Raw genomic sequence first — 16,863 nt, 5'->3', positions numbered from 1 at the left:
AAATTTATTTTATCTTAGCCTAATTTAGAATCAAAAAAGAAAACTAGAAATAATCTTTTACCATCAAAAATTCTTTCTTACATTTTTAGACATAGAAAAAGATCCAACAAATATTTCAGTTAGATCCTGACTTTATTCACTCTTCCTTATTATTTTCCTTCTTTATCAGGAAATAGATAACCAATACCTACACAAGCTAGCACACCTGCTCCAATCACCAAGCCACTTGAAATTGGCAACAGATCCAAAATTGCATTCGCAATGATAAAGGCGATAATCAAACACATCAGACTAGCCTTGTAATCCTTTTTCCAAAGATTCTCTAGAGTGAAAAAGAGGAACAGCCCTACCGGAATCAGTGACCAGAGGTTGACATCTAAACTTGGCCAGCCTACAGAACCAAAATACAATACTGTCGCTGCTGCTAGTAAAAATACAATCCCCAATAATTTTTTCATTTCTTTATCTCCAATTTCTTTTTTAGGAACTTGAGTTACCTGGTATCGATGCCTCACATCCCTTACGAAAAACATTATAACAGAGGAGTTTATCAAGAACAAGGTCTTTTGCCTATCTGGTCTCTATATCGGTCTAAGTGGTTGAATAATAGCGATAAAATAAGGAATCAGGTGAAAAACTTCCTTCCAAATAAAAAGGAATTAAGCAACCAAACGCTACTTAATTCCTTGAAATTGTCTCATCACCTCTATTAGCCTTTAAATTGTGATAGACTCTATTTGCTAATCAATATTTGTCAATATTAACCCTTTCAATCAATTCATTAGTTATCGAAACTAAGTCCATTAATAAAGCCTAAAAGAGTATCAATAGTAAAGTAAACTAAATAATTGAGTTATAAATGGCTATTTTCACAAAACTGTTTCATCATCACGCTATCTCAGTACATAAACCATTTTTTCATCTATAGCTTTGGTCTTAATCTTGATCTTTTTTCTTCAATCCAAGAAATGCACCTACGGTAAACATTATTCCAGCAATGAATGGTGTAAAACCTTCTCTAACTGTTCCGGTTTTTGGCAATCTATCAGAATTGTTAGTATCCGATTTACTATCGATATTGGTATGTTTATTAGCTATATTCTCTGGTTCATTAAGATAAACTTCCTTCTTATTTTCAAAGTTTTTATCATTTTTATCAGGAACTGTAGCTGTAACATCCTTAGTTGAATCAGATCTTTGACTTTCATCTAATTGACTATAATTTACTTGTACAGGAACTGTAGTTTTAACATCTTTAGTTGAATCAGATTTGTGTGAATGATTTTCTCTTTGTAAATCCTCTTTTCTATTACTTTGATTTAATTGACTAGGATTTGTCTGTGGGTTATCTTTCTTTTTGGATACATCAAAAGTAGGTTTATTTTCCTCTTCCTTTTTCTCCTCTATTTTCTTGAATACAGGTTTTATAAGGGTATCTTTTGATAGATTAATAACATAACCAGCATCTTTTTTCCCTTCGACACCAGAAATTTCCCAGCCATCAAATTGATAGCCTTTTTCTAATTCCCCCTTATAGACAGGTAAAATGAAATCTTCTTCCGACACTATCTTAGAACTCATTTCTTTTCCATTTTGAATGGTCACAGTCACCGTATGAGGTTTTAATTCGCTCACCTCTCCCGTATCTTTGTTTAAAATGAATTCTTTTACGGTCGTATTTCTTGCAAAATCTTTTACAACAATCTTAATATTTAGTGTCTTATCTGTTAGTTGTTTAATATCATCAAATGATTTGTATTCTTTTCCATTTACATAAATATGTTTTTCTTGAATCTCACCATCGAATCCATTATTTCTTTTATCATTGATATTAAAGACTACAGATTTTCCGTCAGCATATTCAATACTAGTATTTCCCTTAGGATCAATGTTTACTTCTGGTTTAACATTATCATATAAAAATTGATAGTGTACTCCAACCGCTTTCGCATTCAAATCGCTATAGCCAGTTTGAAGATAAACATTTCCATCCATATCTGTTACCTTATCTGGGAATCCGTTTGCTTTATAGTCTTTCATTCCCCAGTCCATGATATCACCGTCTTTAACATTAAGCTTAATGTTAAAATCTCTAGTGTTATCAATGTGTAAATCTCCGTAGATTAAATAATTATCTACAACCGATTCATTAACTCTCAACTCCCAGTTAAAACCACCCTTATCAGAAATCTTACCTCTTAAATAGAATTCTGGATTTCGTACATAAATTTTATTAGATTTAGATGGATTAAAGTAGTTCTTGTCCATTGAAAGATTTACTGGTTTTGCATCAATAAATAACGTAGAACCATCTTCTTTTATAGCTTCTACATTGGATTTATCCTCTCCAGTGTACTCTTTACCATCCTTACCAAATAATACCAGTTTAGAAGGATCTGTTACAAGATTTCCATCTTTATCGATTGCCTCCCCTTTATCATTCATTTTAAAGGTAAAAACTTGATATTTTACAATGTTAAAGCCGTCTAAAGCCGACATTAATACTGATTGAGTACTTCTTCCATCTTCAACATTTCTACTATCAGCATAAATTATTTTTTCTGAAAGGACTCTTAGATTAGGATTGGTCTTTTGGATTTTTGCTATATCTTCCCTGTTATAGACTCCATTTCCTTCTAACATATCCGTTTTTCCAGGATTATAGGTAGTCACTTTTAGTGCATAGCCTTTTCTTAGAATAATATTATCTTTTAACAGATATTGTTGTTTTTCTGAATCAGAATAGATTTTACCAGATTCCATGTCCGTTAAATTGTTTGGTTTGTTTTTTGAAAGATCTCCTTCTCCTAATTCTATTACATTCCCATAACTTGATGCATAGGGATATTCTGTCTTAGTTTCCTTATTTTTTTCAGGCATTCTAATTTTAGTTTCAGATTTTATCTGATCATCATCTTTCACAAAGAATCTCATATCTCCTGAAAAAGCTAATCCATCCACAATATCATTAATATTAGCGTATAAATCAAATGTCATCGTTTTTGAGTGGGAATCATACTTGGTCGTTTTGATTTCTATCGATTTATAGTTATTACCATAATATACCTTGGCATTTTTAGAAACATTACTTATCTTTCCAAGAATTTCAAAGTGTCCATCTTTAGACGGGCTTAGAACACCATAAATTTTTGATTTTATTTCGTCAAGTTTTTCAGTTTCATATTCTAAGGCGCTACCATCGTCATAAGCAATGATATTTCCCTTATCATCGTATTTATAATCGTATTCTTCTGTCCTCTTACCAGTTTCACTTGTAAAGTCATCAACTTCTCTAAATTTCTTTTTAATGAGTTTCTTCAAGTCTTTACTTTCAAAATCTCTAATTGTTGAAATCGTTTTATGAATAGTCAAGCTAGATTTTTCTTCGATAGACTCTTCATTTTCTTGATGATGTTCTACTTCAGCTGTCTCTTTGTTTAGGCTATCATCTTTAACACTTTTTAAATTCTTAAATTTAGATTCAGGAATTTCTCCAAGCTTTTGGTATTTAGATGAATCTTGGTCAGGATCTACTAGATAATAGGAAATCATCCCCTTTTCATCAGCATGATCAGCAAATTTAATTCTATGAATCTTTGTGAAATTGCTAGAACCATCTAATGCAATGACTTCAATGATTTTTCCTCTTAAATCTCCTGCACCATTAATTTCATAAATGGTATTTCCGTCTTTGTCAAGTTTCCGATTTCTTCCTTGACCCTCACCTGCGTAAGTTACTTCAAGATTTTTCTCAACCTCTCCATCTTCATTAACAAGAGCGGCGCCGGCATACCAAACTTCGTTTGCAATCTCGTCAAATTTTTCAGGATGTTCTTTTTGATCTCTCGCAAATAGAGTTTCATTCTTGTATTGATCTTTTACCTTGTGATAAGTATCCTTTGTGATCAGCTTAATTTTTTCAGGATTTGAAAAATCAACCGAAACAATCTTAGGGGCTGTGTTATCAATTTTTACTGGAATATAGGAAACCTGCCATGGGTAATCTTTAGTTAATCTATATTTAAATTTATAGAAATATTGACCTTCCGCAATCGGTTCAAATTGACCTCTTATCCTAGTAGCTGGATCTTTGGTATCCTTGCTTTCTGGTGCATTTTCTTCTTTCCCTCTAGGATTATAGATGAGTCCATCCCATTTCAAGTCGCCCCAAACTTTTAGCTTAGAAGATTTGATTCCCTTTGCATCATTTCTTTTAGAGTTTAAAATTCCTTTAACAAAGTGTTCTCTCGAAATGACTTTTAAGTCAATTTGATTTTCTCCCTCTTTATTTGTATTTACTATTGAAATCATTCCTTCTTCTGCACTTCTTAATACAAGTGGAGAAGGTGTTAATCCTCTCTCAAGTTGAGCATCTTGAGGATTTCCATTTGAATCTAAAGGATAAATTTTAGCAATATTAGAACCACTTGATGATGGTGCGTTGATCCCTTCGTTATTGAAAGCAAATAATTCTGGATTTTGATCTAGGGATGTTGTATTTTTATCTTTTCTATTTTGTATAACTCCTGCTGGATTAAATTTATCTATACCATGCTCTCCACCAATTCCCTTATTTAAGGTTCCTGGAATTTTTGGTTTACCATCATCATCATAACCTTCCATTGTTTTTGATTTTGAACCTTCTTCCCAGGCCCATTTATCAAGGATTGGTTCGTGGTTCCAATTCCCAGCAAATCCCATTAGAGGCATTGATAAAGATGGTTGGAAGTTTGTTTTCTTACCATTGGAGTTTAAAGCTTCCATTTCTTCCACTGACTCAAAATGAATAAATGATTCTACAAATTTATTTTTATTTTTAGCCTCTCCAACGTTTATAACCGCATTCAAATCAAAGCTAGAATTTGGGCTTATAGTGAAGGTGTCATGCTCAAATGTGATATTTGCTCCTTTGATTTTTTCTGGGTGGATTTCTGGAACAATTTGCTTACCATCTGGAGATTTTTCATCTTTGTATGTTTCATCCAGTTTTAGTCTATCAGTTAGAGAATCTGTAGTTATCGCTGATGCTGAAACTTTAAAGGTTAAAGGTCTGTTTGATGTATTGTGAAGCTTAATTGTAAAGTATTTTTTATCTCCTTTTATTTCTTTAAGAGAAATAGAACCATAAGAGTTTACCAAACCTTTAGAATCCGTGTTCTTGAAAGTAGCTACAACTTCATTTCTCAAAGCATTGGCCACATTAATTAGCCCTGCTCCCTGTTGTCTAGGTGATGCAAAGTATTGGCTTTTTTCTTTCCAAGAAGTTGCATCCATCATAGGCCGTGCAGTATTTTGTAGGGCAATTTTTGTAAGACTTGTAAGGTCTATTTTGTCATCTCCCTTAAGATTTTTCAATACAGGTCTTTCAAGCATTTCCTTTAACTTTGGTCTAATCAAAACAGTAGAAGCTGCCACGATTGGAGTTGCCATACTAGTCCCTGACATATAACCATAAGTTGATTTCCCATTAATGACATTAAGAGTAGATTTAATATTTTTACCAGGTGCTGAAACATCCGGTTTTAAAAGTAAGTCTGTTCTCGGTCCCCAAGATGTGGATCCTGCTGGAACTATGATATCTTCTTTATACAATTCTTTGTCTGTGTCAGGTGCAAACTTAAAGTCAATCTCTTTTTCGTCACCTACATTCGGTTTATTAGAATTATAGCTTGCCATATCAATTGGATAGTATTGCTCCAATTTATCTTTAAAATCTTCTTTATTATTCCTTTTAATCTCAGTTTTTTTATCAGGGTTAATCATGTTCCATAGCTTTACACCATCATCTCCTGAAATTGAAAATACTTGACTAGTAGTTCCTTCATCCTCCTCATATCCCATAGCTGGAAGCTCTGTCCAATTATCTCTATTGTAGTAATTTACAGTATTTACAACCATAATGCCACGTGCGCCCTTATCCGTAGCTCTTTTAAAAGAATTTTTTAAATCCTTGGTATAAATTCGATCCATTACTGCAATTTTGCCTCTAAGATCCAATCCTATCAAATCTTGGTCTTGACCCTTGCCTATATATACAAATTTCAATTTATCAGGAGCTTTTGATCCATCTTCATTTGTTGTGATTTTATTCTTATCGAAAAAGGCCCCTATATTTCTGTATTTAAAATTTTCTCCACCTATGTTAACTTTATCAAACTCAACTGTTTGATTTTTAGCAGATGCGACTGCTATCGCATCTTCATGTGCTGCAGTTCGTGTTACATTTCCAGTGTCGGTCATTTTCAGATTATTATTTGCCACTAAATCCCATGAAGAACTTGAAGCAGAAGTCGCATAGTTACCCGTAGCTACAACCATTGGAATGCCTGCTTTTCTTAACGCTCTAATAGCTTCCCAATATTTCTCACCTACAAGACCTGTTCCTGTAAAGCCAGATGATACCGAAACAACATCGACATTGTGTTTGATCGAATCTTCAATCGCATGAAACATTGTTTCATCTCCTGCGAAGCCAGATCCTGCGTCAGAGTACATTTTATAAGAGAAGATCTGTGCATTAGGAGCAATTCCATCTATTCCGTTAAAGTTTTTAATATCTTTTTCAGTATCATTTCCCGCAAGAATCCCTGCAATATGCATTCCATGTGGATCAAAATAATCGCTTCCATCATCAGCTTTTTCTACAGTGATTTTACCACCATTATAATAATTGAAAGCATGAGGGATTTTATCACTCAACCAGAAATTTTTATCAGTACCTTTTAAGTCTTCTTTTTTGAATCTCATTGAGCCTTTAGCATCATCATCAATCCTCATGGCCTTATGCCTATAATCTGTCCCGGTATCGATATTTGAAATGACCATACCTCTACCATCAAAATTTTTACCAAATGGAGCATTGATAGATTTTAGGTAATCAATTGCCTCTTCAACTCCAATTTCCTTTCTAGCATGATTCATCATTGGCTGGACTTTTTGTGATCGTTCAACCGATGAGATACCTTCTATTAGTTTAATTTTGTCCAGATTATCTGGAGTTGTTTCTATTGCAACACCATTAAAAACTGTATCATAAGTATATAAAACTTTTGTATCCTTAAGATTGGATAATTCCTTGATTGCTTTTTCTCCAGATTCTTTATCTTTAAATTCAGCAATATAGACAAGTTTATCCTCTTTTTTGGGACTTTTTGGGTCTTTACTTGCAGACGAGTCCGCTTTATCTCCTTGGGATTGATTGGAATTTTCTTCTTTGATTTTTGCTTCTTCATTGCTAGTGTTATTGTCTATTACAGGATTTTTACTAACAACTTCTTTTTCCTCAATAATTGTTGTTTTCTTTTCTTCAGTATCCTTTGAAGTTTCTATAGCATTATGAATATCTTCAAGTTTTTCTTTGTTTTCTTTTTGTTTACCTACTACTTTTTCTTTATCAGATATTTTTAAAGAATCTTCAGAACTAGGTGTATCTGCTAGGATTACCTCGTTAGGGACATATGCTGCTAAAATAACTGCAGCTGTGGTTAATGACAATACTGTACTTTTTTTCATTTTAATTCCTTACATATTTATTTAACTTCCAATAGATAGAAAACTTTAACTTTGCTAGCCTTTGTTATAAAAAGTTTTACTAAGTATTATCTAGGAAATAGAGTAGTGCATTTATATATAATTGTTAACTCTCTGAAAATAGTATATCAATTAAAAAAATTTAAGTCAAGAAAAATTAATATGCGTTAATTTATTTTTTAATACACATTAAAAATATAGAGTCAAAAACTTTCGTAGTTAGCTAGGGTACATTATCAGAACATTCACACCATCAAAAATAGTAGCAAACAAATTAAAGCACTAGCAACATCACAAAGTCAAACATCATTGATGAAATATCAGCGCTATTAAACAATATAAAAAACCGCTAAGAACGAGCCTTAACGGTTATTTTCTACATATCTAATTTTTCAAATCCTCAGTCCTATCTTCACCTGTGATCTAGGCTTTACGAGTGTCTTGCTCTAGCGACTAATACTCAATGAAAATCAAAGAACAAACTAGGAAGCTAGTCGCAGGTTGCTAAAAGCACTGCTTTTAGGTTGTAGATAGAACTGACGAAGTCAGCTCAAAACACTGTTTTGAGGTTGCAGATGGAAGCTGACGTGGTTTGAAGAGATTTTCGAAGAGTATAAGCCAAATCGGCGATTACACTTACAGTATGGCACTCTGAGAATAGATGTCAAAGAATTTTTATCTCTATTAGAAAAAGCCTGTCCTGAGACAAGGCTTTGATGATATCTATGCTAAGAACCCGCACTTTCGTAGGCATCTAAGCCCCTATCCCAAAGTTTAAGGGAAATGACAAAGAAGATGAGGGAAATCAACATCAAACCTCCGATGTTAAAGATTACATCCTTGTCCTGCAAGAAATAGCTGGCAGGATAGTAGGCCGTAAAGGCAAAAGGCACGATAAAGCTAATCAACCAACGAAGAAGCGAATTGTAAATGGAAATCGGGTACTTGGCAAAGTCATTGAACATATAGAAGATGTAAATCATGGCGCCTGATTGCTTGGTCCAAAAAGCAATACTAGCTGTCGCGATTTTAAGAGAAGTATAAATCAAGGTCGCAAAAGGAATACAAACTAGGAAAAGCAGGAATTTTGGAAGAGTCCAAGCAATGCTGGTCACTGTTGTTCCCAGTAGAATACCACCGACCAAGAGTTCGCCCAAGGCATCAATCTGAAAGGTCTCAACTAGAATGTGAAAGAGAGGATTGATGGGACGAGTCAAATACTTGTCAAACTCCCCTTTTCGCACCAAACGTTGCCCCAGAGCCCAAAGATTGTCAAAAAAGAGATGATCCAATCCCTTAGGAATCAAGGAAAAACCATAAATAAAGGCAATTTCTTGAAAGGTCCAACCTTCTAGGGATGGAATATGTTGAAAGATGACGTTGAGAAATAAGAGGTTCAGGCCTTGAGTCAGAAAGACTCCCAAGACACCAACCACAAAATCGACCTTGTATTCCATGATTTGTTTGATGTACTGTCTGATAAAAATCAGATGCATGCGTTGATATTTTTTCATACTAACCTCCTTGAATGGTGATAAAGGACTGGACCCGTTTCCAAATCAACTGAGACAAGCCCACCATCACTAAGAGCCAGAAAAACTGCAAAGCGAGCGCCTGAATCATCTGACTGGCATCGTATTTCCCAACAATGATCATGACCGGAGTATAAATCAAGGATGAAAAAGGCAAGAAGGACAGAATATCTGAAACAACCTTCGGAAAGAAAGCCAAGGGAATCAAACTTCCAGACATAAAAGCCACTATGGAAGTCTTGAGTAGATTGGAACCCCATAGATTTTTAAACACAAAGGCAGAAAATCCAAAGCAGATATTAAAGAAAAAGTTAATCAGATAGGCCAGCGTTAAACTAAAGAGGTAAAGGACAGTTAATCCTAGCACTTCTACAATGCCTTGACCAGATAAGATTTTCATTAAAACAATAACACTTAAAAATGGCAGGCCAACGCTGATAAAAATCAACCACTTGGAACCAAGCTCGGTAAAGAGGTAAGAAGCCGCAAAATGCACTGGTCTCAACAAGCGCATGATAATGGAACCATCCTTGACCTCCTCCCCAATCATAAAGGAAGAATCTGACCTAGTAAGAAGATTGGTCACAAAACTCATGATAATGTATAGGGTGATATCCGCCATACTGAAGCCCTGAATTAAAGACTCCTGAGAGGAATCAAAGACAGCCTTCCAGAGATAAAAGGCCACAAAAGCACCCATAACATCGCCGATCCGATAAAGAATAAAGTTGACTCGATAGGTAATCAATTCCTGAACACCTGCATTGATAAAGGGTTTATAACGTCTCCACAATTTGACCATCTTAGAGCTCCTTTCGATAGAAGCGACGGATAATATCCTCGATATCCGTATCCACCATCTTCAAATCGCGGATTTCAAAATCAGACAGGGTTTGCTTGATAATATCAGCTGACTGGTAGCGAGAACTATCGAATTCAATGTTGAGACTGTTTCCTTGTCTATCAATAATCATATCAGGCAGGCCTTCATAGTGAGAGACGAGATGACTTTGACCTGGTAGCAGTTCAAATGAGAGCGTCTTCATCTTGCCAAAGGTCTCCTTGAGCTGACTAACCGTTCCATCAAAAATCTCCTGCCCCTTGTCAATCATGAAAATCCGATCACAGAGCTGCTCAATATCGCTCAGGTCGTGAGTGGTCAAGAGAATGGTTGTCTCTTCCTCTTGATTGATTTGAGTAATAGCCCGACGAATGTTATCCTTGACCGAAACATCCAAACCAATGGTCGGCTCATCTAAAAAGAGAACCTTGGGATTATGGAGCAAGGAAGCTGCAATATCCGCCCGCATCCGTTGTCCCAGTGAAAGAGTTCGCACAGGGTCCTTGATAAAGTCCTTCAAATCCAAGACTTCATTCAAAAAATCCATGCGCTTATGAAAGAGCGAGTCTGGCACATCATAAATCTCCTTCAAGACCGTGTAGGTCTCTTGTAGAGCCAAATCCCACCACAACTGGGTTCTTTGCCCAAAAACAACCCCAATATCCTTGACATAATCTTGGCGATTGTCCTGGGGAATCTTGCCGTTAATCCGACAAAAACCAGATGTTGGTTTCAAAATTCCTGTCAGCATTTTAATGGTTGTCGACTTCCCTGCACCATTGGCCCCAATAAAGCCTAAAATTTGCCCCTTGGGAACCTCAAAGGTCAAATCTTTGACCGCTTCAAAGGTCTGTTTTTCAGGATGAATAAAGGAGCGTAATGCCCCCTTCAACCCCGGTTCCTTAACAGTCTTCACAAAATTTTTCTGAAGATGTTCCACTTCTATCATTGCCATATCTATCTCCCTATGTAAGGAATAGCAACATTGTGTTTTTGACTACAAGTATTCTAAATCCTTACTTTCTATACCTTCTACATTTTATTACTACAAAAAGCTTTATACCAACCTATTATAGTTCAATAAAAACTAAAATGCAAGCGTTTGCCTATAGATTATGAAATTAGAGATTTCTCTCATAAAATGATAGTTTTAATCCAATATTCTGGCTTAATAGTTTCCTGAAAACACTAAAAAGCCCACCCAATGGGCAGGTTGTATTAAAAGTGATTTCATCTCAAATATTCAATTTAATCAATACATTCTCCATTTTCATTAACTCTATACCCGTCTATGGTAGTGCTAACTGCGAGTTCTCCTGAAGAATATGAATAATACCATATTTCGCCAACTTGGTACCAACCTGTTACCATTGATCCGTCTTCGTTTAAATAATACCATTTTCCTGAATCTTGAATCCAACCTGTTGCCATAGCTCCATTATCTTTCAAGTAATACCAGGCATCATTATATTTTAACCAACCTGTTACTAGGACGCCATCATCACTTAGATAGTACCAATGTTCATTATCTTGAATCCACCCCCTTGCTAAAGAACCGCTATTATTTAGATAGTACCAAGCATCATTATTTTGATTCCATCCTGATTCCGATGAATCTTGAATATCATTTATTACTTGAACAGCCTCAATAATATCCTTCAATTCAACTCGTTTTCTATCTTTTATGACAGATTTAACTTTTTCCTCAACAAACTCTTTCGCATAAGTTCGACTATTTTCTTTTCTCTGGAACATATCCTTCAATAAACCTTCTAATTGTTCATTAAAGACATCTTCTTGAATTTTATTAAACTCTTTTTGAGATAGAGAAATAACCATCACAATGTCAATAAACTCTTCTTTTAATTGAGCAAACATTTCCACACGATCATCTTCTATGAATTGATCCGCAATTGCTTTTGCTCCTATTCCTCCTGCAATTCCTCCTATAATCGCACCCGCTAATGCACCTATTGGTCCAGCAATTGCACCACCAACCGCACCTGCACCAGCTCCTGCCATCATACCGCCCCCAGCAACTGCTGCATTTTTTAATAATTGCTGTGAAGAAATTCTTCCAACAAGCGCTTCAAAAATATCTGGACCCATAATAACAGCAAATGAAATCACAGGTGCAGCTCGTCTTGCAACTACTTCAGCTGTAATTTTTTTCCAAAATAATCATTAATTTGTTTTGTAAATATTTTTGCAAATTGCTGTGACGCAACATAAATACTAGTTCCCATAGCTAGAGTTCGTAATCCTGCTTTACCAGCCATTAGAGCCGCATCTTTGGTTTCTGCACCCGACCATTTAGCCTGAGAAAAGACAATAACAAAGCTTATACCTACACCTGGTAATGAATTAATAGCTCCATCAATTGCATCAAATTTAATAGAGGTCAAATTACCTCCTTTGGCTATCAATTTTGCTTCGTTATAGGTAATATGACCTTTTCTGATGATATTTTTTGCCTCAGCTGGATTATTAACTCCTTCAACTTTACCTTGTCTAATTTTTTCTTCAAATAACTCTACTGCTTTATCATATTGATCTTTAGGAACTTCCAATTGTATTCCTTTATACTTATACATTCCTCCTTCGCTTTTAGACTCGAAAGCTGAGTTTACAGTCCCGCTTGCTTTTGCATAATATTTAGTTTGAATTTTCTGATTTCCAACCATTCGATCCGCGCCATTTTTGGCATTATCTTGACCAGTTTGTCTTACATAGTGGAATGGATATTTAATCTTATCCATCAGATTATTTGCATACTCAGCTGCATGTCCATGACCTGAAGGAGCGCTAACCATTGCATTTATTTGAGCTTTATGCAATCTATCACCAACACTTAATAAAATCCAAGAAACAACTCCTATTTCAGTTCCTCTTCTAAAGGTAGTTGAATTAACATTCTTTTTACCAATTTTTAATAACTGTGTATTTAAATTTTCAACTTGTACATCATTTGTATAACCAGAGGCAATCAATTCATTCAATTCCCTAACAACATAGTTCAAACTATTCGAGACATTCAAACGTTTAATAATCCCATATGGATAGTAAAATGCTAACTGATCATTATCATCTACTTCTACTTTCCATAAATTGGAAAATGGAAAAAATTGTACATTACACCTTTCTTGATCCTTGATTTGCATTTTTTCGAAAATTCCATACTGGGTCAAGAGTAAACCATATTCTTTGAAATCTTCTTCCTTTAAACTTCTAACCGGAGAATAGCCAAAATATTCAAATTCAGTATTAGAGAATTCATTATAAAATTCTTTTTCTGACTCAATAAACCACTTAGCCCGACCATAAGGTACTGACTCACCATAATAATCAAATCCATTCTGTGCAATAGACCTAAACACTCTTCTAACACTAGCCTCATTGTGAGTATGGACCTCTTTAATTTTTCTTTTCCATAAAAAATACTGAAAAAAACTCACGATATTATCTTTCATCTCTAACATTAACCCCAATAATTCTAATATACTAAAACTAGCTATCTAGTAACGTTATCAAGTTTTAAAACTACATAGTACCAAATATTAAAAACCGAAACTTTTTAAAAAACTTGATATTTACCTATAAGCTAAATTAATTATATCAAAGGCATAATACAAAGTCTATAACATATATTTTATTTTTCCCCAAACAAAAAACCCACCCAATGGGCAGGTTTCATCTGTATTATTCAGCTAGATTAAGCTTTACCTTCTGAACCGAATACATCGATACGTTCTTCAACTGATGCTTGGATAGCTTTTACACCATCAGCCAAGAATTTACGTGGGTCGAAGAGTTTTTTCTTGTCGTATTCTGCTTCGTTTGCTTCGTAGTCACGAGCAAATTTACGAGTTGCGTTAGCAAATGCGATTTGGCATTCAGTGTTAACGTTAACTTTCGCAACACCAAGTTTGATAGCTGCTTGGATTTGCTCATCAGGAATACCTGATCCACCATGCAATACGATTGGGAATCCTGGAAGAGCTTCTGTCAATTTTTGCAAGTGGTCAAGGTCAAGACCTTCCCAGTTTGCTGGGTAAGGACCGTGGATGTTACCGATACCAGCTGCCAAGAAGTCGATACCAGTTGCAACCATTGCTTTAGCGTCTTCGATTGGAGCCAATTCACCTTTACCGATGATTCCGTCTTCTTCACCACCGATAGTACCAACTTCAGCTTCTACTGAGATACCTTTAGCGTGTGCTTTTTCAACAACTTCTTTAGCCAATTTAAGGTTTTCTTCAACTGGAAGGTGTGAACCGTCAAACATGATTGAAGTGTAACCAACTTCGATACACTCAAGTGCATCTTCGTAGTGACCGTGGTCAAGGTGGATAGCTACTGGTACAGTGATACCCATTGATTCAACAAGGTTAGCGATCAAGTTGCGAGCAACTTTGTAACCACCCATGTATTTAGCAGCACCCATTGAAGTTTGGATCAAAACTGGAGCTTTTTTAGCTTCTGCTGCACGCAAGATAGCTTGAGTCCACTCAAGGTTGTTTGTGTTAAATCCACCAACTGCATAACCGTTGTCACGAGCTGCTTGGACAAATTTTTCTGCTGAAACGATTGCCATTTTATCAGGCCTCCTGTATATTTTTATGGGTCATCCCATTTACATTGTTCATTTTATCACTTTTTGACAAAAAAATCTAGTTTTTCCCGCAGTTTCGATTGAATTTCTTCTAGCTTCATCTATGTAAACCCTTTCTCTCCCTAGTCTTGGGCGACTTTTGGAAAAGCCACAAAGAAGGTTAAGCGATTCTCCCCCATCTCAAAACGATAGGGTAATTTTTCATGTTCTAATAGACTCTTGACCACAAAAAGTCCCATTCCAGACCCCTTGGCCTTGCGACTAGCATTATCAGAAAAAGACTGGGCCAGTTTTTCTTGTTCTTCAGGACTACAATTATTCTCGATAAAGAGTTCCCCTTCTCTTTCGCCAATGCGAACCAAGCCACCTGGAGTGGAGTGCTTGATGGCATTGCTGATGAGATTAGACAGGATCAATTTCATCACAGATGGATTTAGATAAGCCTGCTGATGCTTCAAATTATTGTCAATCTGAAGCTCTCTTTCCTTGGCTAGCAAGGCATAATCCTTGACTAGACTTTGCGTCATCTGGTGTAAGTCAATTTGTTCCCTATCATCTCGCAATTCCTGCACAGACGAGAGAGAAAGTATCTGGAGGACGTGGTGATTGAGCTCATCCACAATCCCCAAGGCAACTCCCAGATAGTGGTCTCTATCCTTATAACGACCGATATTCTCTTTCATATTTTCGATTAGGATTTTCAAACTAGCCAGCGGTGTTTTCAATTCATGAGAAGCCCCTCGTAGGAATTCGACCTTCATCTTTTCCAGCTGGAGAATAGCTTCATTCTTGTCATGCAAGTCCGCAATGACAGTCAAAAGATGCTGGTAGAGGCTATTGATTTGTTCCTTGAGATCACCGATCTCATCCTTGGAATCCACGCGCAATCGCACTTGGGCATCCAAATCCATCATCCGTCGGGTCACCCGCTTGATTTCCAAAATCGGGGCAACAATGGTCCGAGCATAGATGTAAGCCACCAAAAGTGAAATCAGAAAGGATGCCAGCAAGGTATAGGGAAGAAACTGGAGACTGATTTGCTCTGCTTCCTTTTGCAAATCCATGGAAACTAGAAACTGGAGAGTCATGGTGCCACCGTCTTGCGTTTTCACCTCCCGTTCCTCAATAAAAAGCGAGGTAGTCTGGCGGTCTGTGTCCAGAGGAAGACTTTCCTTGACCTCCAACTTGTCCTCGGTCATCTCTCCCTTGACAGCCCCCTTAATCTCACTAGTCTGGGAATACAGCTCTAACACTTGCTCGATACTCTGCCTGTCTTTCCCTTCTAGGGACTGGGCAATGGCTGTAGCTTTCTGGCCAATGGTTTCCTGACGATGGGTCAGATAAGTCGAGGGAAATAGAAAATAAATGGCTAAATGAAGGCAAATAACTAGAACACTAAAAATCGAGAAGGTATAGATAAATATCTTTGTAAATAAACCTGTTCGTTTCATTTTCGCTCCAATTTATAACCAACATTGCGCACAGTGAGGATGCAGTCCAAGCCTAGCTTTTTCCGCAGTTCCTTGATATAAACATCAATGACACGGTCAAAGGGAACCTCATCTGTCGCTTTCCAAACGGCATCGATTATCTGAGATCGAGTCAAGGCCCGTCCTTCATTTTTCACCAGATAGTCCAGAATTTCCAACTCTTTAGCATTAACAGCCACTTCCTCTCCTGCTAGGCTTGCACTGTAGCTTTCAAAGTCTACCTTGGCATCCTTATAAGAGAAGATTCGTCCTGTATCGTAGTATCGCTTGAAAATCGCATCCACCCTCACTTTTAAGAGGGAGAGGGAGAAAGGTTTTTCCAGATAGCCATCTGCCAGAGAGGCAAAGGCACTCATCTTGTATTCTTCATCCTGAAAGGCGGTCAGCATCAAGACAGGAACCTGGCTGGTTTTGCGAATCTCAGCTAGGACTTCTAAGCCATTGAGCTTTGGCATCTGGATATCCAGTAAAACCAAGGCTACTTCATAGCTGGAAAATTGCTCCAAGGCTTCTTGTCCGTCCGCCGCCTCAATAGTTTCATAACCACAATCCGTCAAATAATCACTGATCCCCTCACGGATCATCTCTTCATCTTCTACAATTAAAATTTTCATACTTTAACTGCTCTCTATTTTTTATTTTTCTTATACTCAATGAAAATCAAAAAGCAAACTAGGAAGCTAGCCGCAGGTTGCTCAAAGCACTGCTTTGAGGTTGTAGATAGAACTGACAAAGTCAGTAACATATATACGGTAAGGCGACGCTGACGTGGTTTGAAGAGATTTTCGAAGAGTATTAGAATAAACACCTACTCTATTTTCTATTATAGCCTCTTACTGGCCTTTTGTCTGTAAGTAA

The 16,863-nt window shown here is 36.4% G+C and carries 10 protein-coding genes; all 10 read right to left on the bottom strand.

The genetic code is table 11. From position 1 onward, the window contains the following. Nucleotides 1–149: 149 nt before the first annotated feature. The 10 genes from QM865_RS04630 to vncR all read right to left on the bottom strand — a co-directional run bounded on the left by QM865_RS04630 (nucleotide 150) and on the right by vncR (nucleotide 16,619). Complete coding sequence (locus QM865_RS04630) at nucleotides 150–458, bottom strand: hypothetical protein (RefSeq protein ID WP_414306116.1); 309 nt, start codon at nucleotides 456–458, stop codon at nucleotides 150–152. A 478-nt stretch (nucleotides 459–936) separates the two neighbouring features. Further along, the gene (locus QM865_RS04625; protein ID WP_414306115.1) at nucleotides 937–7,512 is read right to left on the bottom strand and encodes a S8 family peptidase; all 6,576 of its coding nucleotides are present in this window, start codon (nucleotides 7,510–7,512) and stop codon (nucleotides 937–939) included. Nucleotides 7,513–8,258: 746 nt separating this feature from the next. Beyond that, nucleotides 8,259–9,044 carry an ABC transporter permease gene (locus tag QM865_RS04620; RefSeq protein WP_414306114.1) on the bottom strand — a complete coding sequence of 262 codons (786 nt, stop codon included), beginning with the start codon at nucleotides 9,042–9,044 and terminating at the stop codon, nucleotides 8,259–8,261. A gap of 1 nt (nucleotide 9,045) precedes the next feature. Beyond that, nucleotides 9,046–9,864, bottom strand: coding sequence for an ABC transporter permease (locus tag QM865_RS04615; RefSeq protein ID WP_049524158.1), 819 nt, complete (start codon nucleotides 9,862–9,864; stop codon nucleotides 9,046–9,048). 1 nt (nucleotide 9,865) lies between these two features. Continuing rightward, complete coding sequence (locus QM865_RS04610; protein ID WP_001240794.1) at nucleotides 9,866–10,858, bottom strand: ABC transporter ATP-binding protein; 993 nt, start codon at nucleotides 10,856–10,858, stop codon at nucleotides 9,866–9,868. A gap of 293 nt (nucleotides 10,859–11,151) precedes the next feature. Next, entirely contained in the window at nucleotides 11,152–12,033 is an 882-nt protein-coding gene (locus QM865_RS04605) for an N-acetylmuramoyl-L-alanine amidase family protein (RefSeq protein ID WP_414306113.1), read from the bottom strand. 20 nt (nucleotides 12,034–12,053) lie between these two features. After that, nucleotides 12,054–13,373: a hypothetical protein gene (locus tag QM865_RS04600; protein ID WP_414306112.1), complete on the bottom strand. Its 1,320-nt coding sequence runs from the start codon at nucleotides 13,371–13,373 to the stop codon at nucleotides 12,054–12,056. A gap of 242 nt (nucleotides 13,374–13,615) precedes the next feature. Continuing rightward, nucleotides 13,616–14,497 (bottom strand): class II fructose-bisphosphate aldolase, encoded by an 882-nt coding sequence (locus QM865_RS04595; protein WP_001018999.1) that lies wholly within the window; start codon nucleotides 14,495–14,497, stop codon nucleotides 13,616–13,618. 140 nt (nucleotides 14,498–14,637) lie between these two features. Then, the gene (gene vncS / locus QM865_RS04590) at nucleotides 14,638–15,966 is read right to left on the bottom strand and encodes a sensor histidine kinase VncS (protein ID WP_414306111.1); all 1,329 of its coding nucleotides are present in this window, start codon (nucleotides 15,964–15,966) and stop codon (nucleotides 14,638–14,640) included. Beyond that, nucleotides 15,963–16,619, bottom strand: a complete 657-nt coding sequence (vncR, locus tag QM865_RS04585) for a response regulator transcription factor VncR (protein ID WP_414306110.1) — start codon at nucleotides 16,617–16,619, stop codon at nucleotides 15,963–15,965. The genes vncS and vncR overlap by 4 nt, the downstream gene beginning before the upstream one ends. Between the last annotated feature and the right edge of the window lie 244 nt (nucleotides 16,620–16,863).

It is taken from the genome of Streptococcus mitis (assembly GCF_047462815.1).
Lineage (GTDB): Bacteria > Bacillota > Bacilli > Lactobacillales > Streptococcaceae > Streptococcus > Streptococcus mitis_DO.
This window is presented reverse-complemented; position numbering and strand designations above follow the sequence as displayed.